This window comes from Acinetobacter sp. YH12052, assembly GCF_013419835.1.
Lineage (GTDB): Bacteria > Pseudomonadota > Gammaproteobacteria > Pseudomonadales > Moraxellaceae > Acinetobacter > Acinetobacter amyesii.
This window is the reverse complement of record NZ_VOZI01000013.1, coordinates 82,799-102,865: the sequence shown is the minus strand read 5'-3', so window position 1 is coordinate 102,865 and position 20,067 is coordinate 82,799. Positions and strand designations below refer to the sequence as shown.

At 40.0% G+C, this 20,067-nt stretch carries 18 protein-coding genes and 4 tRNA genes; 10 read left to right on the top strand and 12 right to left on the bottom strand.

The window, feature by feature from the left end; all coding sequences use genetic code 11:
• Positions 1 to 29 precede the first annotated feature (29 nt).
• The 7 genes from FTU06_RS11390 (at position 30) to FTU06_RS11360 (ending at position 3,668) form a co-directional block, all read left to right on the top strand.
• Positions 30 to 788: a Nif3-like dinuclear metal center hexameric protein gene (locus FTU06_RS11390; RefSeq protein ID WP_180146730.1), complete on the top strand. Its 759-nt coding sequence runs from the start codon at positions 30 to 32 to the stop codon at positions 786 to 788.
• Positions 789 to 944: 156 nt separating this feature from the next.
• Positions 945 to 1,571 (top strand): superoxide dismutase, encoded by a 627-nt coding sequence (locus tag FTU06_RS11385; protein ID WP_078192384.1) that lies wholly within the window; start codon positions 945 to 947, stop codon positions 1,569 to 1,571.
• A gap of 811 nt (positions 1,572 to 2,382) precedes the next feature.
• Positions 2,383 to 2,458 (top strand) — tRNA-Asn (locus FTU06_RS11380).
• A gap of 5 nt (positions 2,459 to 2,463) precedes the next feature.
• Positions 2,464 to 2,539: transfer RNA gene (locus FTU06_RS11375), tRNA-Asn, on the top strand.
• A gap of 216 nt (positions 2,540 to 2,755) precedes the next feature.
• Positions 2,756 to 2,831: transfer RNA gene (locus FTU06_RS11370), tRNA-Asn, on the top strand.
• A 256-nt stretch (positions 2,832 to 3,087) separates the two neighbouring features.
• Positions 3,088 to 3,163: transfer RNA gene (locus tag FTU06_RS11365), tRNA-Asn, on the top strand.
• A 22-nt stretch (positions 3,164 to 3,185) separates the two neighbouring features.
• Positions 3,186 to 3,668 (top strand): DUF2726 domain-containing protein, encoded by a 483-nt coding sequence (locus FTU06_RS11360; RefSeq protein ID WP_218953505.1) that lies wholly within the window; start codon positions 3,186 to 3,188, stop codon positions 3,666 to 3,668.
• Between the two features lie 75 nt (positions 3,669 to 3,743).
• Here the strand turns inward: FTU06_RS11360 and FTU06_RS11355 are convergent, their stop codons facing one another.
• The 4 genes from FTU06_RS11355 to FTU06_RS11340 form a co-directional block, all read right to left on the bottom strand.
• The gene (locus FTU06_RS11355) at positions 3,744 to 4,004 is read right to left on the bottom strand and encodes a hypothetical protein (RefSeq protein WP_180146726.1); all 261 of its coding nucleotides are present in this window, start codon (positions 4,002 to 4,004) and stop codon (positions 3,744 to 3,746) included.
• A 182-nt stretch (positions 4,005 to 4,186) separates the two neighbouring features.
• Positions 4,187 to 5,647 carry a S9 family peptidase gene (locus FTU06_RS11350; protein ID WP_180146724.1) on the bottom strand — a complete coding sequence of 487 codons (1,461 nt, stop codon included), beginning with the start codon at positions 5,645 to 5,647 and terminating at the stop codon, positions 4,187 to 4,189.
• A 122-nt stretch (positions 5,648 to 5,769) separates the two neighbouring features.
• Entirely contained in the window at positions 5,770 to 6,651 is an 882-nt protein-coding gene (gene ubiA / locus FTU06_RS11345) for a 4-hydroxybenzoate octaprenyltransferase (protein WP_180084131.1), read from the bottom strand.
• A 22-nt stretch (positions 6,652 to 6,673) separates the two neighbouring features.
• Positions 6,674 to 7,159, bottom strand: coding sequence for a chorismate lyase (locus FTU06_RS11340; RefSeq protein WP_111884531.1), 486 nt, complete (start codon positions 7,157 to 7,159; stop codon positions 6,674 to 6,676).
• Positions 7,160 to 7,362: 203 nt separating this feature from the next.
• On the opposite strand from FTU06_RS11340, the gene FTU06_RS11335 reads away from it, so the two are divergent.
• Complete coding sequence (locus tag FTU06_RS11335) at positions 7,363 to 8,277, top strand: polysaccharide deacetylase family protein (RefSeq protein WP_180110055.1); 915 nt, start codon at positions 7,363 to 7,365, stop codon at positions 8,275 to 8,277.
• Positions 8,278 to 8,361: 84 nt separating this feature from the next.
• Here the strand turns inward: FTU06_RS11335 and FTU06_RS11330 are convergent, their stop codons facing one another.
• Both FTU06_RS11330 and glnA read right to left on the bottom strand, forming a co-directional pair.
• Positions 8,362 to 8,640 (bottom strand): hypothetical protein, encoded by a 279-nt coding sequence (locus FTU06_RS11330; RefSeq protein WP_180022633.1) that lies wholly within the window; start codon positions 8,638 to 8,640, stop codon positions 8,362 to 8,364.
• A gap of 96 nt (positions 8,641 to 8,736) precedes the next feature.
• On the bottom strand, positions 8,737 to 10,152 hold the full coding sequence (gene glnA / locus FTU06_RS11325) for a type I glutamate--ammonia ligase (protein ID WP_171262625.1): 1,416 nt from the start codon (positions 10,150 to 10,152) through the stop codon (positions 8,737 to 8,739).
• A gap of 1,075 nt (positions 10,153 to 11,227) precedes the next feature.
• Here glnA and FTU06_RS11320 point away from each other — a divergent pair.
• Both FTU06_RS11320 and FTU06_RS11315 read left to right on the top strand, forming a co-directional pair.
• On the top strand, positions 11,228 to 12,439 hold the full coding sequence (locus FTU06_RS11320; RefSeq protein ID WP_180146752.1) for a tyrosine-type recombinase/integrase: 1,212 nt from the start codon (positions 11,228 to 11,230) through the stop codon (positions 12,437 to 12,439).
• A 9-nt stretch (positions 12,440 to 12,448) separates the two neighbouring features.
• Entirely contained in the window at positions 12,449 to 12,673 is a 225-nt protein-coding gene (locus FTU06_RS11315; protein WP_180146722.1) for a hypothetical protein, read from the top strand.
• Between the two features lie 31 nt (positions 12,674 to 12,704).
• Here the strand turns inward: FTU06_RS11315 and FTU06_RS11310 are convergent, their stop codons facing one another.
• From FTU06_RS11310 to FTU06_RS11290, 6 genes are all read right to left on the bottom strand, one after another.
• The gene (locus tag FTU06_RS11310; protein WP_180146719.1) at positions 12,705 to 13,280 is read right to left on the bottom strand and encodes a glycoside hydrolase family 19 protein; all 576 of its coding nucleotides are present in this window, start codon (positions 13,278 to 13,280) and stop codon (positions 12,705 to 12,707) included.
• Positions 13,277 to 13,495 carry a hypothetical protein gene (locus FTU06_RS11305; RefSeq protein WP_180146717.1) on the bottom strand — a complete coding sequence of 73 codons (219 nt, stop codon included), beginning with the start codon at positions 13,493 to 13,495 and terminating at the stop codon, positions 13,277 to 13,279. The genes FTU06_RS11310 and FTU06_RS11305 overlap by 4 nt, the downstream gene beginning before the upstream one ends.
• The gene (locus FTU06_RS11300; protein WP_180146715.1) at positions 13,492 to 13,851 is read right to left on the bottom strand and encodes a hypothetical protein; all 360 of its coding nucleotides are present in this window, start codon (positions 13,849 to 13,851) and stop codon (positions 13,492 to 13,494) included. Before FTU06_RS11300 ends, FTU06_RS11305 begins: the two co-directional genes overlap by 4 nt.
• Before the next feature lie 65 nt (positions 13,852 to 13,916).
• Positions 13,917 to 14,039, bottom strand: coding sequence for a hypothetical protein (locus FTU06_RS16900; protein WP_257234412.1), 123 nt, complete (start codon positions 14,037 to 14,039; stop codon positions 13,917 to 13,919).
• A 13-nt stretch (positions 14,040 to 14,052) separates the two neighbouring features.
• Positions 14,053 to 17,364: a hypothetical protein gene (locus FTU06_RS11295; protein WP_180146714.1), complete on the bottom strand. Its 3,312-nt coding sequence runs from the start codon at positions 17,362 to 17,364 to the stop codon at positions 14,053 to 14,055.
• A gap of 3 nt (positions 17,365 to 17,367) precedes the next feature.
• Positions 17,368 to 19,998, bottom strand: coding sequence for a glycoside hydrolase family 104 protein (locus FTU06_RS11290; RefSeq protein ID WP_180146712.1), 2,631 nt, complete (start codon positions 19,996 to 19,998; stop codon positions 17,368 to 17,370).
• Between the last annotated feature and the right edge of the window lie 69 nt (positions 19,999 to 20,067).

Sequence of the window (20,067 nt, the reverse complement as noted above, 5' to 3'; positions counted from 1 at the left end):
ATTCATCTCTTTGAGATTTTGGACAGTATATGGCTCAGTTAAGTGAAATTATTCAGTGGTGTGACAGCACACTCAAAGCACATGAATTTAAGGACTATGCTCCCAATGGCTTGCAAATTGAAGGCTCAGCAGAAGTGCATAAAATTTTATGTGCAGTTACCGCATCACAAACTGCGATTGAAGCCGCAATCGCAGCAAATGCTGATTTGTTATTGGTACATCATGGTTATTTTTGGAAAGGTGAAGCTTACCCAATCACTGGTATGCGCGGCAAACGCATCAAAAGCCTGATCAAAAAAGATATTTCACTCGTAGGTTATCACTTACCTTTAGATAGTCACCCTACTTTAGGTAATAATGCAGCGATAGCTGATTTGCTCGAATTAGAGAATATTGAAGCCTTAGATCCTACTGAGCGCAATCCTATTGGTAATGTTGGTTATTTAAAACAAGCAATGACTCCAACAGCGTTTAAAGAGTTCGTTTCTGAAAAATTAGGATTTGATGCCATTCACCTGCCGGCAGATAAACCCTCTATTCAAAAAATTGGTTTTTGTACGGGCGGCGCACAGGACTTTATTGGCAAGGCGGCTGCATTAGATTGTGATGCGTACATTTCAGGTGAAGTGAGTGAACGCACTTTTTATGAGGCTGAAGAATTAAACATGCATTATTATGCATGTGGACATCATGCAACCGAGCGTTATGGTGTACAACGACTCGCAAAAGCTATTTCAGAACAGTTCAATATTGAGTATAGTTATTTCGAATTAAACAACCCGATTTAATTTAAATCGTCCTGGTCTTTGGCTCAGTCCTTATACGTATATTTTCAGGCTTTATTCTGTATTGTTATTTATAAGCAATGCGCATTTTACTGCAAGAATCTATTACAATAACGGCACTTAATGTCAAAACCCAGCAAAATGCAAGGAATTGAAAACATGACAACGATTACTTTACCAGCGTTACCTTACGGTTACGAAGATCTTGCTCCTCATATCAGCAAAGAAACTTTAGAATACCATCACGACAAACACCACAATACTTATGTGGTTAACCTAAACAAAGCAATTGAAGGTACTGACCTTGCTGGCAAAACTTTAGAAGAAATCATCACTGCTGTTAAAGGCGATGCTTCTAAAGCTGGTATCTTCAACAATGCAGCTCAAGTATGGAACCACACATTCTACTGGAACTGTATGGCTAAAAACGGTGGCGGTAAAGCTACTGGCGCTTTAGCAGCTAAAATCGACGAAGCTTTCGGTTCTTACGAAAAATTCGCTGAAGAATTTGCAAATGCTGCTGCAACTCAGTTCGGTTCAGGTTGGGCTTGGTTAGTTGCTGACGAAGTAAACGGCAACCTTTCTATCCTTAAAACTTCAAATGCTGACACTCCACTTGCTCACGGTAAAGTTGCTGTGTTGACTATCGACGTTTGGGAACACGCTTACTACATCGATTTCCGTAACGCTCGTCCTAAATACATCTCTACTTTCTTAGAAAGCCTAGTGAACTGGGACTATGCAAACGCTAAATATGCAGGTCAAGCTGCTGGCGTTGAAAAATAAGTTTTAAAACTTATTCAAAAGTCAAAAAAATCACCCTTTTAGGGTGATTTTTTATGCTTTAAATATCATACTGCCACAACAATCAATACTATACAAAAGAATGAATCAAGAACCATTACTAATCTTAAAAGCAAAATATACCAAAATATTAGTAATGTTTATCTTTATCACTATAATCCAGTATGTGAGTTACTCTTATGTTCAAGAATCTATTAAATATAGCTTTAATTCAGCACTAATATTGACTGGATTATCAATTATGGAATTCGTCTTAATTTCACTTATCATCAAAAATGGACTGCCACAAATTAGATTTTTCGAAAGTCATTGTATAATTCAACTTTATATAATGAAAATTCAGTTTAACTATGATCAAATAGAAAGCATATCCATTAACAACACAAAAAGTCACTACAAACTATTACCTGTCGGTAATGAATATTTATTAAGGATTGTATTCAAACACAATCAAAATCTTTTTAATCTACTCCAAAACACTATTAAACCTGTTATGTCTTTTTCTAAATTTCATTTAGATACCTTCGCAAACCATCAAATTTTAGAAATATATTTATTATTCCAAATTATAATTCCTGTAGATCAAGAGAAACGCATAACTACGCTTAAAAATTTAAATCTACAAAATTTGACGATAAAGCAAATCAGCAACCTAGATGATATAAAAAACTTCAAAAATAACCGCTATTTAAGAAAAAATTTCTAGAATTGAACAATAAAAAAACATTCAAATAGTCATTTCATCAAATCTGCTTGACCACTTTAAAATTCATCCCTAAAATGCGCATCAGATTCTCCAATAGCTCAGTCGGTAGAGCGACGGACTGTTAATCCGCAGGTCCCTGGTTCGAGCCCAGGTTGGAGAGCCATCTATTCTTCCATAGCTCAGTCGGTAGAGCGACGGACTGTTAATCCGCAGGTCCCTGGTTCGAGCCCAGGTGGAAGAGCCAAATTCTAAAACCCACTCATTGTGAAGTGGGTTTTTTATTGCCTACTGTTTAAGAAAAGCATACCTACTTTTTTTGTTTTTGCCTTCCTAAAAATATCCGTATAAATACCAACTTGTCTGATTCGGCTATTTTTAAAACACTTAATTTGATTTTTAAGTATTTTATTTAAATCAGGCTTGACCACCCTCCCATACATCTTTAGAATCCACTTCAGATTCTCCAATAGCTCAGTCGGTAGAGCGACGGACTGTTAATCCGCAGGTCCCTGGTTCGAGCCCAGGTTGGAGAGCCAAATTCTAAAAGCCCACGCATTATGTCGTGGGCTTTTTTTATGCTCTGACTTTTGTTTTAAGATAAGTATAACTTGCTCTATGACCTAAGCTATTCACTTAGCTCTCCGACCACATTAGAAAGAATAGTCAGAGCTTAAGTTTTAAAAACGCTTTATATTAAAGGTGTTTATATTTAATACATTCAGCCTAAATTTCCTTATTTTTTGCAATTCTGACTTGACCTCACTGCATTTGCCCCATAGAATGCGTGCAGATTCTCCAATAGCTCAGTCGGTAGAGCGACGGACTGTTAATCCGCAGGTCCCTGGTTCGAGCCCAGGTTGGAGAGCCAAATTCTAAAAAGCCCACGCATCATGACGTGGGCTTTTTTCATATATGTAGTTTATTTCGTGCCAAATCTCAGTCAGTTTACATTTTTTATTATTGGTTGCTTGGCAACTTTTGCCCTTGTCTGCTTAGTCTTTCCCAGACTGTTTAGAAGCAAACAAAAGTTTTTCCCACGTCGTGTAATCACTGCCTTTGAAAGTAAGATGTTTCATCGTTTAAATGAAGCATTTCCGGACTACCACATTTTAGCCCAAGTGGCATTTAGCGCACTGATCACCAATCAAAATTACAAAATCAGAAATAGATTTAATCGAAAAGTCACTGATTTTGTCATACTAGACCAAGCATATAATGTGCTTGTGATTATCGAACTGGATGACCCTAGTCATATAGGCAAAGAGCAAGAAGATGCTGAACGTGATGCAATGCTTGAAGAAGCTGGCTACCGTGTAATCCGCTACACTAGTATTCCAACAGTTCACACGCTCAGGCATGATGTAAATAAATAGTTGTTAAATACGTAAAGTACAATCGAACATTGAGTGAATGCGCATTGCATTCACATCCATAACGTAAGCAGAATTTTATTGAGCATTTGACTCTTGAGCTGCCAGCACTTCTGATACTGCTTGGTCAGCCTCAGCAGCCAAAGCCGCATCTTGTGCTTCTTTTGCTTTAATACGCTCAATCATTTCAGCTTGTTGTTGCTTATATTTTTCTTGGTTTTTGGCATCACTATTGACTGCAAGAAAAGCCATACTGACCAAAAATATAGGAATCAATAGTCCAAGTGCCATCAAAATGATCATCTTTTTGGTATTGGGTTTTGGCTTTACTTCAGACATAACTATTCTTTCATTTACATAAATAATTCGACGCCCAATATAGCAAAAAACAAAATTCGCTCAAGTCTTCATAACATTCTTTGCTCGAACTAACTGTACCCCCTCATTTTCACGGATTGAATGATTAATAATCCAATATGCAAAAAAAGGAGACATGCTCCTTTTTTTATTATTGAAAAAACTTAGCTTGAAGCAGCTACACCCGTACAATGTGGACTTTGGCTTGCATCTTTTTGCTCATTGGTTAAGACAATACCTGTACCTGCAGACATTTTAGCTTGAATAAATTCGACCGCTTGCGCATTTCTACAGATAATTGCCTGTGTATGACTTGCATTTGGCACAATGTCTAATTGATAACCTTCAGCATAATTTGCCTCTGGGAAATACTTCGTCGCTTGCGTTTTCATATTTGCAAATAGCGCTTGCGTAACCACAGGAATAACGGCCTTATCATTTGCACCTTGAATAATATAAACAGGTGCTTTAATCACTTTATCAGCGCTTGCATTTGTCGCTGGTTGATTATCATTTAAAAATTTCTGAACAACAGGATCGGTATCGATTTTATTCAAATCAATTCCATACTGTGAAACCGTATGCGTTGGATCCTTTAAGAATTCAATCACAGCTGCTTTAAACTGTTCTTGCAAACCATTTGCGCCATTTGGATCAGAATAACTTAAACATGCACCGTCATCCCCTGTACGTCCATAGGCTTTTTCTGCAAGAACACCAGCATCAGCAGTAAAGATATTTTTTAAATCATAATTTGGCTCATAGGCTTTAATACCCGAACTGGTCAATGCAGCATATGCCAAAAGCTCAGCATAGCCATCTGCAATTTGATCAATTAACGCCTGTGCTTGAACCTCCGAAAGCTGCCCCATACTAAGTGCATAACGCACTTGTGCCAACTGTTCATCCAATCTATTCAATCCATGGGGTTTAGGTTGACCATTTGCATCAACATTTAGTTTTGGATCTAAATAGATCTTAATAATCGTGCCTAAACTCGACGCAGGTGCGGCTGCTACTGCACCTTTATAATTACTATCGGTATTCGCAAATTCCGCCGTCCCTAAGGATGCATGACCACCTTGCGATTGACCAATCGACATCCACTGACCATTGAGTTGCTTACCATAATGTTCTTTTGCCGCTTTAACTGCAGTAAGCGCCGAATTTGCCGCACTCGATAAATTAAGGTATGGATGAACCCCCTTGGTTCCTAAACCCTCATAGTCTGGTGCCACAATTACATAACCTGCCGCCATAAGCGTGTTAGCTAGAATTTTAAAACGTGGATGAATTACATTTCTACTTGGCGCACACTCATCTCCTGCTCCGACTGTCCCATGCTCCCACACCACAACGCGATACCCATCTTTAGGTTGTGTAGCTTTTGGAAATAACACCAAGGCTGTTGCAGTCGCTGCTTTCCCCTGTACATTTGTCATGTTATAGGTCATGACTTTAATGGACGATGTATTGTCTACTGTATTGAAAGCATAATTTGCTTCAGACACAAATGTTGATTTTTGATTCGAAGATGATGAGTCATTATCATCGTCATTACACGCGGTTAAAGACAGCATAGAAACTGCAACTGTCAAAGCTAATGCTATTTTTGAACGTTTCATAAAATATCCTTTTTCATCATTATTCTTTAAACATGAAACTACATGCCTTTTTATTAATGCATAAAAAAAAGCACCCGAATAGGATGCTTTAGTTCAATTTAAACAGTTTCAGATCAATGACATTAAAGAGCCAATGCCATAAAAATTCCAATAAAAATCATAAACCCTACCCAACGGTTATGGCGAAACGCCCAAAAACATAACTGCGGATCACGGTCTTTAGTTTTAGTCCATTGGTAAATAAAATCGGCAGCCACAGCCAACATTGCAACTAAACCAAATGGCATCAAGAGATCTTCTAAATACAACGCAGAACCAATCAATACAATGCTTAGCGCCTGTAATAAAGAAATGATTTCAATATCGTATTTACCAAATAAAATCGCAGTCGATTTCACGCCAATTTTCAAATCATATTCACGGTCAGTAATGGCATATTGTGTGTCATACGCAACGGTCCACGCCAAATTACCAAAGTACAATAACCAGCAAGTCAAATCAGGTGTTTGCCCCACAGCGGTATAAGCCATAGGAATCGACCATGAAAATGCCGCACCTAAAAATACTTGTGGCAGATGCGTGTAGCGTTTCATAAAGGGATAAATGAACGCTAAAAACAATGCCCCAAAGGACCAATAAAAAGTTTCTATCGGTAAAAAGAACAACATACATGCGCTAGCAAGTACCAAGATCAAGAACACATATATGGCTTCTTTAGCACTAATCACTCCAGTGGCTAAAGGACGATGCTTGGTTCTTTCCACAGCACCATCGACTTTACGGTCAGCAAAGTCATTAATCGCACAACCTGCTGCACGCATAAATATCGTGCCCAAAATCATGGGAATCAAAATACTGAATTGCGGTGTTCCTTGATTGGCAATCCACAGTGCCCACATGGTTGGCCAAAAAACCAGTTCCGTGCCAATTGGCTTATCGAAGCGACATAAATAGTAATAAGCTTCTAAACGCTGCTGCCAAGTAATCTGTTGCACCACGGCCATGATTGTCCTTCATCTGGTAATGTTATTTCTGCAAATATTGTTCAAAACTCGCTAAAAAAGTTTCCTGAACTATAAATTTACAACCATGCCAAGTATAACAGCTCTGACGTGTCCAACCATCGTCTAGCCACAATACACGCCGCTCACACTTCGGATTGGTACGCTGAAATAAAAAATGTCCGATGGGTTTTTTACCAATATGCTGAAAAATCCGCGCACGTCCTTGTATGCTAAGGATTGGAAATATACTTTTTGCCTTGACCCACGGCTCAGCTTCACAGCCATATAAATAACTTTCACGTACCCAAGCTGTGTGCTGTATTGGCATTTGTAGCCACCGTGCATCTTGAAGCGTCATACGTTGAAATTGCTCAATACTCGGCTCAACTTTAAATACACCTTGGGCAAAATCTGTTAATTGTTGGGTTAATGAACCCGAAGCATACAACCATGTTCTTAATTCAGGAGACATTCTTTTATCCCGCATTTCGCATGCTTGACGCTGCATATTTCATTTCCCTTATAAGCATTTGCTGAGTATAGCGAATCCTTAGTGTAACCAACTCAACATCGTTTTTCATGACCAATAGCTTGTTTTCAGTAAAATGAGCAAAACCAAAACAGCTTAAGCACTTCATTACATATGTAATCAACACAAACCTCACATACACAGTATGATGTCGTGGATAACCACTAAATTACACAAGCATAATGTTTCCATATAAGCCGCTATATGTTTTTATTTTTTTCGTTTTACTTTGTGCCAATATCACGGCTCAAGCAAAATCTATTGCGCTCAGTTTTGATGATGGATTAAATCCAGCGTTTAACGCACAAGCGGAACAAATCAATGCCCAAATTTTAAAACATCTGCATGATCAACAAATCAAAACTATTGTCTTCCCTAGCCTGATTAAAATTGGCGATTATCAAGGTAAACAACTGATTCAAGCGTGGGGACAATCTGGCCATCTGATTGGCAATCATAGTGCACTGCACCAAAATCTAAATAAAGAAAATGTCGCTGTACACGATTATCTGCACAGCATTGAACAGGCGGATACAGTGCTAAAAACGCTGCCAAATTACACACGTATTTACCGGTATCCTTTTTTAAAAGAAGGTAATAGCGCTAAAAAGCGTGATGCTGTCTATCTATGGTTAGCACAGCATAAATACCGCATTGGCGGAGTCAGTATAGATGCCAGTGACTGGTTTTATAACCGAAAATATCTCGACTATGCCAAACTGCAAGATCAGGACAAATTAGACCGACTAAAACAAGCGTATATTGCTCACCTGCTTCACCGAGCAGATTATTATGACCAACTTGCCCAGCTCACCATAAATCGTTCGCCACAGCATGTTTTACTTTTACATGTGAATGCTATTAATGCCGCAATTTTAAAGGATGTCATTACTGCTTTTCAGCAGCATGGCTGGACTTTTATTTCAGCAGCAGACGCCCTGCAAGACCCCTTATATACGCAGCACAGCCAAAACATCCCTGCGGGTGAAAGTGTAATTTGGTCCATTGCCAAAACAAAAGGATTAGAAAACTTACGCTACCCCGCCGAAGATGCGCCTTATGAAATCGACAATTTGAAACAGCATGGTTTGCAATGACGATTGGCAAATTTCTAGATATTCAATAAAAAATGACCTGCGACGTTGTAGGTCATTTTTTCAGTTCAATTTTTTAGTGTTGAATTAAAAGTTATCTGTCTTGGCAATGGCTTCAAACTTGCCTTGCGGCGTTTTAATCAGAACTAGTCCTTCGGTGGTAATATAAAAATTTTCAGGGTAATCAAACTCCAATGCTAGCTCTGGGTTTTTCAGTTCGACAAATTCAGCCTGCTTATAACCTTCAACGGTCCGCCCCACTTCCAAATAAGTCACTTCTGAGAAGTTGAGTTTAAATCCCTTTGCTTGATCCGCTGGATCAATCCAAGGAAAAAAACCGGTATGTTTTTTACGTGGTTTTGCCATGTTTAGATATTCATTCAAATCTTTGCATTATCTTAACCCATCTCATAAAAAAACCCGCACAAGGCGGGTCTTTTTACAGTGAAATTCTGCACAGAATTACAAGCTGTAGTACATGTCGAATTCAACTGGGTGAGTTGTCGTGTTAAGACGACGAACTTCTTCAGTTTTAAGTTCGATGTAAGCATCAAGCATTTCTTTAGTGAACACGCCACCTTTAAGAAGGTAATCATGGTCAGCTGCAAGCGCTTCAAGCGCCATATCTAAGCTATGAGCCACTGTAGGGATTTTAGCTTCTTCTTCAGGAGGAAGGTCATACAAGTTCTTGTCAGCAGCTTCACCTGGGTGGATCTTGTTTTGAATACCGTCAAGACCAGCCATAAGAAGTGCAGCGAAACCTAAGTACGGGTTCATCATTGGATCTGGGAAACGTGCTTCGATACGTTTGCCTTTAGGGCTAGAAACATAAGGAATACGGATAGAAGCTGAACGGTTACGTGCTGAGTAAGCAAGCATAATCGGCGCTTCGAAATGTGGTACTAAACGTTTGTACGAGTTAGTTGATGGGTTTGTGATTGCGTTCAATGAACGAGCGTGTTTGATCACACCGCCAATGAAGTACAACGCCATTTCTGAAAGACCAGCGTATTCATCACCAGCAAACAAGTTCTTACCGTCTTTAGAGATTGACATGTGAACGTGCATACCTGAACCGTTATCGCCAACCATTGGTTTAGGCATAAACGTAGCAGTTTTAGCATATTGGTGAGCAACATTCCAAACAGCATATTTGAACTGTTGAACTTCGTCCGCTTTGCGAACCATAGTGTTGAAGCTTACACCGATTTCAAGCTGGCAAGATGCAACTTCGTGGTGATGTACTTCTACACGACCTGGGCCCATGATGTCTTCAATTTTTGCACACATATCTGCACGCATATCTTGTGAAGAATCTACAGGAGGAACTGGGAAGTAACCACCTTTCACACGTGGACGGTGACCAGAGTTACCCGCTTCGTAATCTTTACCAGTAGACCAAGCAGCTTCTTCAGCGATTAATGTGTGACGCGCGCCAGACATATCGATGTCCCATTTTACTTCGTCAAAAACGAAGAATTCTGGTTCTGGACCAAAGAAAGCAGTATCACCGATACCAGTTGATTTTAGGTATTCTTCCGCACGGCGAGCAATAGAGCGTGGGTCACGTTCATAACCTTGACCAGTTGAAGGTTCGATAACGTCACAAGTCACAACAACTGTAGCTTCTGCAAAGAACGGGTCGATAAAACCAGTTTCTGCATCTGGACGTAAGATCATGTCAGATGCTTCAATGCCTTTCCAACCAGCAATTGAAGAACCATCAAACATTTTGCCATCTTCAAACGTATCTTCGTCGATTGAATCTGCTGGGTAAGTTACGTGTTGTTCTTTACCCTTAGTATCAGTAAAGCGAAAATCGACCCATTTTGCGCCACTTTCTTGGATGAGTTGAAGGACCTTGTTCGCCATGCTCATTTTGCTCCGATGATTTTTTTGTGCACACTGAAGTGCGTGTTAGTAGTTGGTAGTTATTAAGCAATTACCGTACCAACTTTTAAAAGCTAAGCTAAAATACTGAATTCCTTATCAGAATAGAAGATTTTAGCTCCTTGCTTTTCGACTATTATACTGTGTGTAACAGTAAATGCACCATATTCAGCCACTCTTCATCACTTTTGTTTAAAAACTTCTCGCAGGTGTATCAAAATAGTGCAACTTGGTTTTGCACCAGTATGCACCAAAATGATTAATCGCTTTCAACGATAAAATTATTAGGATTTTATTCAAGCTTTAAGGTCGAATTTAAATACGATAGAAACTAATGGTTTAGCTAGTTCTAGATGGAAAAATACCAGCGTAATCACTATATTCATGATCGATATTTAGGTTTTTTGAGCCCTTAAAGCACTCTTTTTTTGAAGTAGATTTAACCATTTTGTTTTAATTTTGATCAATCTACCTTTGCATTAATTGTGCTCCATTTTGGTGATTTTGCTTCAAAACGGTTCATATTTTTCCAGCTAGAGCCTGAATTGCAATTTTTAACGACAGTAAGCAGATCTTTTTAAAATATCAATTGAACACATTTTAAACACTTAAATTCAGCCTATTGCTTTGTTCAACTTAAATCCTAAATTTATAAGTCGATAATTTGCTGAAATGATTTCAGTTGCGATGAACTTTGGCGAAATTGTTCAGCAGAAATTGAATAATATTTGCTATGATTGGCTGCATTCTAAATATTTCACTATTTTTCTATTTAAAATATCCACACGATATTTGGGTCAATATACAACTATTTAGAATCATTTCGGACTATTCTAAGCACAGTTAAGTGCATAAATTTCAAAGGTTAATACGCTCATGCTTTTGATGATCGAAAAGAATCAGATTTGTTAAATATTATAAATTGCTATAAAAATAAAATACTTAGACTTACTCAACACACCCCATTACATTAACTACCGTAAATTATTGTCTGATTGCATTAAATGGATATGTGAGTAAGATTGTGAGTAACAAGCTTTCGACACTTCGTTACTCACAACCTATGCTAAATGATACCAAGATCAAACAATTAAAACCAAGAGATAAAATGTACAGGATGGCAGATCATTCTGGACTATGTATTGAAGTGCGTCCGAATGGATCAAAGCACTGGCGTTTTCGTTATCGTTTTCTCGGGAAAGCATCAATGTTAAGTCTCGGTGAATACCCGGTTGTAAGTCTGGCTGCTGCCCGTCAAAAAACCATAGATCAAAAAACACTGTTGGATCAGAATATTGATCCAGCTAAATATCGACTCGAGGAAAAGGAACAAGCCAAACTTAAGTCAGAATCTACATTTAAGGATATTGCCCTTGAATGGTATGAAGTAAAGAAAAATAAAAGGTCTGAATCGTTTAGACTTACCGTAGAGAAAGCTTTTGCGCGTGATTTATTTCCTGCATTTGGCAGTAAAGATTTAAAAACAATTACTCCGCATGATGTGCTCAGAATGCAGAAAGACACGATTAAGCGCGTATCTAAGCAGATGAATCATGGTACTGGCGAAAGCACGGCTATTCGAAATCGCCAACTTGTGAATTCAATCTTTAACTACGCTATCGCCAATCTGCGATGCGAAAGCAATCCGGCAATATCACTTGGTCAAACTGTTGAGCGCCCTCCAAAGCAAACCGCTAGACCTTTAACGAGTGATGAAAAATCACGTTTTAATAGTGCGCTAAAAAACAGTCGATCTACTGAAATGGTTAAAAATTCCATACTCCTTTTATTGTATTCAATGATGCGATCGATTGAAGTTTGTCGCTTGCGCTGGGAGTGGGTTGATCTTGAAAATAGATTAATCACCATACCACCAGCAACGAAAGAGCAGCTGGATCAAGGTGAGCGAAACATCAAAATGAACAGAACTCATTTGGTGCCAATTAGCGATCAAATTTTTAAAATCTTAGAGAGTCAAAAACTACAATCAAATGATGAATATGTGTTTTGCTCGGTCTTTAATAAATCAAAAATAATGAACAAAACCACCATAAATCGAGCGCTTGGATCTATGGGTTTTGAGTTTACAGCACACGACTTTCGAGCTACAGCATCAACAATGCTTCATGAGGCCGGATATAGCTCAGAATGGATAGAATTGCAGCTTGCGCATGTAGATAAAAATGCGGTTCGTGGCACATATAATCACGCTCAAAATTTAGAAGAGCGTAGAAAAATGATGCAAGATTGGGCTGATATGGTTGATAGCTGGTGAGGTGAATCTATGATTGTCATGAAGAAAAATAAAAAGTATCTCTCCTATGTGAAACAAGAAGATGATTTGGATTATTGGGAGTTATCAGAAGTGAATTTTGTAGATCAATCGGGTTGGCATTGGACCAGTGATTACGAAAAGGCCAAGTATTTTATGAGTAAAAGAGATGCTGATATTTTCTTGGCTAAAAAGAAGGGGGAGTTTTGGGAAGGTGTGGAGATAGTTAGTGGGTGATTTAAAGAAGCCCTCACTTGAGGGCTTTTTTTCACACCCAACTTTTAAGTTTGGCTAGATGGTTTTTCCGATCTTCAAAGCCGTTATAACCGCCATTAATGCGGCGCGTAATAGTTCTTAAATCGTCTTGATCTGCTAATACGTTCAACCCATTGTCTGCCCAAAATTTGCAAGCAACCAATAAGCCTACACTTGGTAATGCCACAATCTCAGGATTGTTTTCAAAGTCGATGCCGAGCTGCTGACCATACTTGCGATAGTTGGCACGCCCAGTCAATTGAATTGGGCCGCGGCCTTTAAATCGCTTGCCATCCCCTACTTGCGTATTACCTAAATCCTTTCGGCCTTCATAAGCTGCACCAGATGCGATTTCCTCCATGTAGTGGAAGTTACCCGACTCGTGTGCTAGTTGTGCAATGAAGTGTATAAAGCGAAGCGAGTTGTCCAGAATGCCAAAGGTTCGCATGTGAACATTAGCAGCAAGGCCAAGTTCTTCAGCACGTGCTTGACTGGCACCTAATTTTTTAAATACAGCGGTCAAGGTGCCACGACCAATGATGCCGTCATCATGCACACCTACCGCCTTTTGCAGCTTCTTGATATTCATGTGTCACCTTTAGCTTTAGGCTGTGCAATCTTACGACCAATGTATGCCAGTGCAGGTAAAACTACAGAAAGCAAAATAGCATGGTATTCAGCAGGAATGAGTTGTGTATTGATGCCTTCTTGAATTAAAACAGGAAGAACACCCAATAAAAAAGCTCCGATAATTGGGAGCTTTACAGATAAATATTTCCAAACATTTTCGGGAATGAATTTCATTTTAAGGTTTCCTCAAGTCTTGTGACTTTTTCTTTCATTAATGACTGTGTTTGATTGATTTGAATGATTGATGCGCCAACCCAAATACATGCAGCTATAATTGTTCCGCCACAAAGCCCAAGTAATCCCTTTAAGAAACCAAGACCCCCATCCTGAATTGCAGACTTGTTTTCAAGGCTTGATATCCTTAACTCAAGGGCATCAAGTTCTTTTTGGGTTTTGGCAATTGCGTTCTCATGGTGTTCGTTAATAAAGGTTTGGCGTGCAACATGTTCCAGGATCAATCGAATGTCTTTATGAATGGAATCAATCTTCCCCTCCCATCCATTGTTGTTGTACGGCCTATTTTCAGGCATACACCCCCCTAAATTTTGGCAATAAAAAACCCTGAGCTAGTCAGGGTTGGTGATTTGTTGATTAATCAAGCATAGACTTCACAAAGCAAAGTGGCACAATCCACACCCGCACCTTTAACTTGCCCTTGGTGATGGTAGGGCGTGCCGAGCCATATGAGCGCTTCGGCAACTGCCTGAAGGTTTTTCATAGATCACCTTTCTTTAGTTCAGTTGATGATAGAAAGCAACCAACCAATTATGAAGTGGATACTTCCTGTTATAGATCGGCGTTACCCCATCTGATAACTTTGGCGTATACGTTGGCTTTTTTGAATATGCTGTTTCATCTGTGTACACATACATTGGATTCCATTCGTCTGAATCGCGGATATTACCATTGCCTGATCTCCCTAGACCCGCATAAGTCACATATGCATTGGTTGTTGGCTCTCGTCCGAGTGACAGAACTATGGACGTACCTCCCGCAATTCGAACACTATTAATTGCAATTTCGCCTGTGTCGTCAATTACACAAAACCCCGAGCTTGCTGCTGCTTGAGTAGTATATGCATCAATAACAAGAGGCGCGTTAGGCACTTCACAATGAATAACGAGTGTTGAGCCTACTAACTCAAACTCTTTTGCTCTTACAGTCGAACTGCCTTCATGCTTTAGCAGCGATTTGTATAGTTGCTTAGCAACCAGTTCACCATACCAACGATAACCATTCGAAGATAAATGCCCGCCGTTGTAATCTGGCACACCATATGTCGGATTTAATAAAATCACGTCATCGTTCTCATCTGCAAACTCAACTTGTGCCATATTGATTGGCATCTGATTTAAATTGATATATGTACCGCCTACCTGACATAAGAAAAACAAAGGTTTCTTAGTCTGACCGTATTTAGCCATGACTTCAGCTTGCATATTATTTTTAAGTGTTAGCAATAACGCTTTATATGCAGCCTTATCATTTGTAGCATTTGAACCCGGTGTCAAACCCGTACCAGTTAAATTGGTATAGTTATATTCACCCTGCATAAATACAATCGCAGGACAACTAATTGTTTTAGATAATCCGTCAACTGTAGTTTTTGCTTGGTTCAATGCTTTGACGAAATTCGCTGTATAAAAGTTAGTTCCGTTGGTGCTTTCTTTTGATAATTGCTCAATAGTTTTTCCTGATTCCCCGGTATTTGTAGCAATCAACTTAGAGTCGATACGATTTTTCTCAAGCAGTTTTTTAAGCACGTTAGTAGCAGAAACAATAGAACTTTCACCATGAGTTGCATTTGTTACTGCGACTAAAGGTGTGAGCGTATTTGCACCGTTATTACCTAAATTTGACCATACTGAGTTGCCAAGCATATAACAACCATCAATAGCTGCTGTTGTTAAGGCTTCTGCTGCTTCATGCCCATTACTAAGAGATTGACCGTAAAAAATGATGTGCGAATAATCTGTATTAAATAACTGATTATCTACAAATCCAAGATCTTTACATTTCTGTAAATTCTTAGACTCAACCGATTGTTTGTTGCTCGTCTGCAAATATTTTGGGGAAACTGCATAATACGGAATATACGATGATGTATCGACACTAGATTCTGTAACTATAAAAGTATCTTTATTCGCTGGTGGATGAATACAGCGAATATAAGAAACACCCTCTGGGATTAGAGTTGTTTCGAGCTCAGTCTGCCAATACTTTTTACCCGTGCGCACCTCAACTGGTTGTTTATTTGAGTCATATGCATATGCATAAAATGCGGTCAGTGGGCTACGCTTATAAGTCTTACCCACTTCAACAGGAATGAAATCGGTAGTGCAATAAGTACCCGAGATGAAAGTTAAACCCCCTTCTCCGTAGTACCCATCTACTGTTTTTGATGAATCTACTAGATTTTTTGTGCGCACTAAAAGTTCATCTTTTAGCAACACATCATCAAGTAAATTCATATTAACTTTGTAGTATGGGATATATGTTGATGTATCCACACCGCTTTCAACGAGCATAAACGAATCAAGTTGACTGCTTGAAACAATGCAGCGAATATAAGCAACACCTTCAGGTATGGTAACTGTGTCAAATGTATTCGTCCAAAATGGTTTATCAGCATTTACAACTACAGGCTGTTTATTTGCATCATACGCATAAACATAGTTAAGTGAGCCAGCTGTAGATCGTTTATAAATTTTACCGGCTGTGACAGATATATAATCTGATGTAAACCGTGAATAAGCTTCCCACGTTTTTCCGTTGTCACCAAAATACCCAGCGATGACTGTTAATTTATTAAATAAATTACTAGTGCGTGAGAAAACATCTTCTGGCTTTACGTAGTCTGTCAAATTTCTCAATTTAAAATATGGAATATAGGTTGATGTGTCTACACCGCTTTCAACAAGCATCATCTTTTGATTTATATCTAATGCAGGGTCAAGATTATTTCCACCAACAACGCAACGAATATATGCAACACCTTCAGGTATCATTGTTGAATTAAAAGTTGTAGTCCAATAAGGTTTTGAATTACTCACAATCACAGGATTTTTATTGCTGTCGTAAGCGTATACGTAATAATTATTACGTGTGCGCTCATAAATTTTACCAGCTGTGACAGGTATAAAATCGCTAACCCAATACATTGAACTCGGTGTAGGTGTGACACCATCTTCACCTAAAGTGCCGCTAGTAACAGCGCTTAAATTAAGCATGTTTTCTGTTCTAAAGAAAATTGTTGACAATAAATTATCTGTATCGTTGTTAGCTTTCAGTTTTGCTAAATCCGCTGTTTTCTTCGCTTGCCCTACTGGGTCGTAAGGACTTTTAGTTAAACTCGTCGCCCCTGCTGTTGCCTTATACCATAATCCACTGTTTGCACCGGATTCCCCAATAGTGACAGACTGGTTTATTGCAATATTTGCAATATCTGTGGTTGCGGCTGCTAGGGTTGCATAGTATTTATTTGCAGTGGTGCTTAGATTTGAAAGTGCTGTATCAACATCAGTTTTTGTATATGTTGTTTCCTGTGGTGCTTTTGCAGACAAGGCAGAATCTACTTCAAGTTTTGTATAAGTGGTTTCTTGAGGTGCTTTTAAATTAAGTTTTTCATCAACATATTGCTGACTTGGTTTTTCATCAATCTGTTGCTGTTTATCGTTTAATTCTGCATCAATATTAGTGAGACTTGTTTCAACCGTATCTCCATTAGGTCGTACAAGTAAACTTGAGGAGATCCCCTTATTATTCATCTCAACAAGAATCGCGCTCAGGTTTTTATTCTTAATAACCAAAGAGTGCTCCGCTTGTTTTATGTAAATTTTGCACGGACTACCATTGCGCATAGGGTAGCCATTACGTGTACGAATCGGCTGTGCTGCAGGTATTGTGAAATCTGCATCCCAAAACACAGGCACTGGAAACGATTCAGGATTTTTCCCGTACTCCCCAAAATAAATAAAACCCGCATCAAGCGGGCTTCCATCAATATCAGCAATAGCTGTGTAGGGTGCTAAAAACATAGTCATAACTTAACTCCGTGGGTTTAATGCGTCTTCTACACGCTTGCGAATTTTCCGATCTTTAATGTGTTTTGTTGAGAGGCGTAATGCACTTGCAACTGGTGCGGGGAATCCAGACATGCCAGATAACACTAGGTCCATTGCTGCGGATAGTGTTGCTGCCGTATTACTGTGGTTGATTGCTGCTGAGGTTGGTACAGTGAAGATTGTTTTAGAAACCTCATTTAAGGCCCTTAACTTATCTGCACCTTGTTTGCCAAAAATGAAATCAAGCTTGTCATCAAGTTTTCGAATCTGAGCGTTCAACTTGGCAGGACTGATCATTTGATCGCCATTGGCATCTGGAGCAACACCCCGTGTTGCTTGATCTTTGATATCCCGAAGCACAGATGCCTGAATTTCACGCCATGCTTGCTGACCTTCTGGGCCAGCAGTCATGATGGTGCGCTTGGCTTGCCGTAAGTCATCCAGTGAGCCGCGATAAACAACACGATCCACCACATTCTCAAAAGCAACTTTGCGGTCATCGGTGCCTTTCTTATTTCCCACCAAATCTTTGACAATAGCGTGGTTCTCCCACTTATTAGCAAAGCGTTTACGCTCAATCCGAGCAGCTTTATACAAACTTCCCGCATGCGGCTCAATATGCGCATCAATGAAGTTTTTAAGGATGGTGGCCTGCCTGATATTTGGTGCTTCTTGATTCACGTTGCCGTTAATTTCAGAGCGCCATTTTTCAAGCTGCTTGATTGTTGGATTGCCTGGCACAAGTTGACCATCTTCACCGCGCTTAGCAATACCGAGCGCTTCCGCAGTCCGCTTTGCTGCAGTAATGATTGGTGTGGTTGGTAGTTCAGGCTGTGAATTCAGGTAATCAATCACTGACAAATCACCATCCTCTAAAACCGAAACAGGATTGGTAATATCAACTGGCGTAGTCGCTTCTTCAGAGTCATCAGCCTTTTTGTATGCTACACGCACACGGTTTTTGTCTGCCTGCATTTGCTTTTGCAGAGCATCATCCACCAACAAGCCTGCTTCACGTGCGCTACCTTTTTCGGCACCAGTCTGGTCAATAAATACATCTATTGATTGCTGCACAGCTTGATGCTGCTGTTCATAACGCTGGCGAAGTGGAGCACCCATTTCGCCATCTTTTGCGGTTTCAACTTCAAACTTAAGCTGTGCAGGGTCGCGGCTGATCTGACCTTTAGTGAGCTCAGGCGTAACTGGTAGATCTTGAGCTAATGCCTGACGTACCGTAGCCTGATCTACCTGAGCCGCGCCAATGTTTGCTGGTGCTGGACCACTGTTTGAACTCTCGCGATTAAAGGTATTTTTAGCCGCCTCAGTCACTGCCGCAACTGGCCGTTTCGCCTGTTCAACCACCTGAGCGACAACAGGTTTTGCAGCCTGAGCGACTTCCCTTGCAGCTGTGGTCGCTACTGGTACAGATGCACGACCTAAAGTTGCAGTAGCTGTGCCAACACCACCACCCAATACAGGCGGCAATGTGTCAAGACCACTGTCTTCGATAAACTCACCAACTGCACCTACAGCACGTCGACCGCCTGCCGTTCTTGGCTCATAAGTCAAAGCATTAGAGAACTGTGTAGCTCGATTTACGGCATTTTGTGCACCTTGCTGAGTACCAAATGTGCCATCAACGACAGATTCAGCAATACCATGCAAACCGCCGGCAGCCTGACCAATCGCCCCACCAACCGCACCAGTTGCAAGTGTTAAACCCGCCTCTGCTCCACCAATGATTTTATCCATTGTGCTCAATGGTTCTTGTTGTGGTGGAGCTTTTGGCATTTGTGGTTCAATAATATTGCCGTTTGCATCAAAATCAGGGATGGAGCTTTGGTGACTTGTTGGCATCGGTAGTTTGACGATATTATCTTTTAGGTCTCTCTCCAGAGCTTCTCGTTGTTGATTGCTGAGCCTTCCGGAGTAATAAGCATCAGATACATTTTGAGGTAGCATGACTGGCTCTACTGCTTTTTTCTGCCCCATTAATTTAGCGCCACTGGGTAGCATCACCTTGCCAGCCTTTACGTCTGACTCAAAAGCATTCTTTTGCTCAGTTGTGAGCTTTCCGCCACGGTATGCTTTGTAGACATCAGCAATGGTTGGTTGTTTCTGGGCCTCTCGTTTACTCTTAACGCGATCAAATGTGCTGCCACTCATTCCGATATCACTCCATGCTTTTTTTGGCTGCTTGTAACTATCCGGCGCAGAAGGAAGGGAAGCCCAAGTGCCACCTGATTTCTTGATTGCTGTGGGAATATCCCCTTTTAAGACATGCGGTAGTGCACCGTTTTGAGCTAATAGTGCGACAGCGGCAATATCTTGGCTTTTAGGTGAAAAGTCCTTCAATCCAAGTTGTTTTGCGAGGCTGTTCCAAGTTGGCTCTAAGAATTGATAGCGACCCGCAGCACTGGTTTTGTTTTTTTTGCCATCGGTCTGAGTGAACTCTTTCAGGATACCGGGATGTTTGCTTAAATCACTTAAACGCTCGTTACCAAACATTGTGTGGTAACCATGCTTCACACCCTCAGCTGAAGCAATCACCCCTAGCATTTTTCGAACATTTGGATTCTTCAGATGTTGCTCTATCTCTTGACGTGTGGCCATAACTTTTCCTTAGGTAATAAAAAACCACCCGAAGGTGGTTATTGGTGATGGTGGTCAAGGCAATGTTTT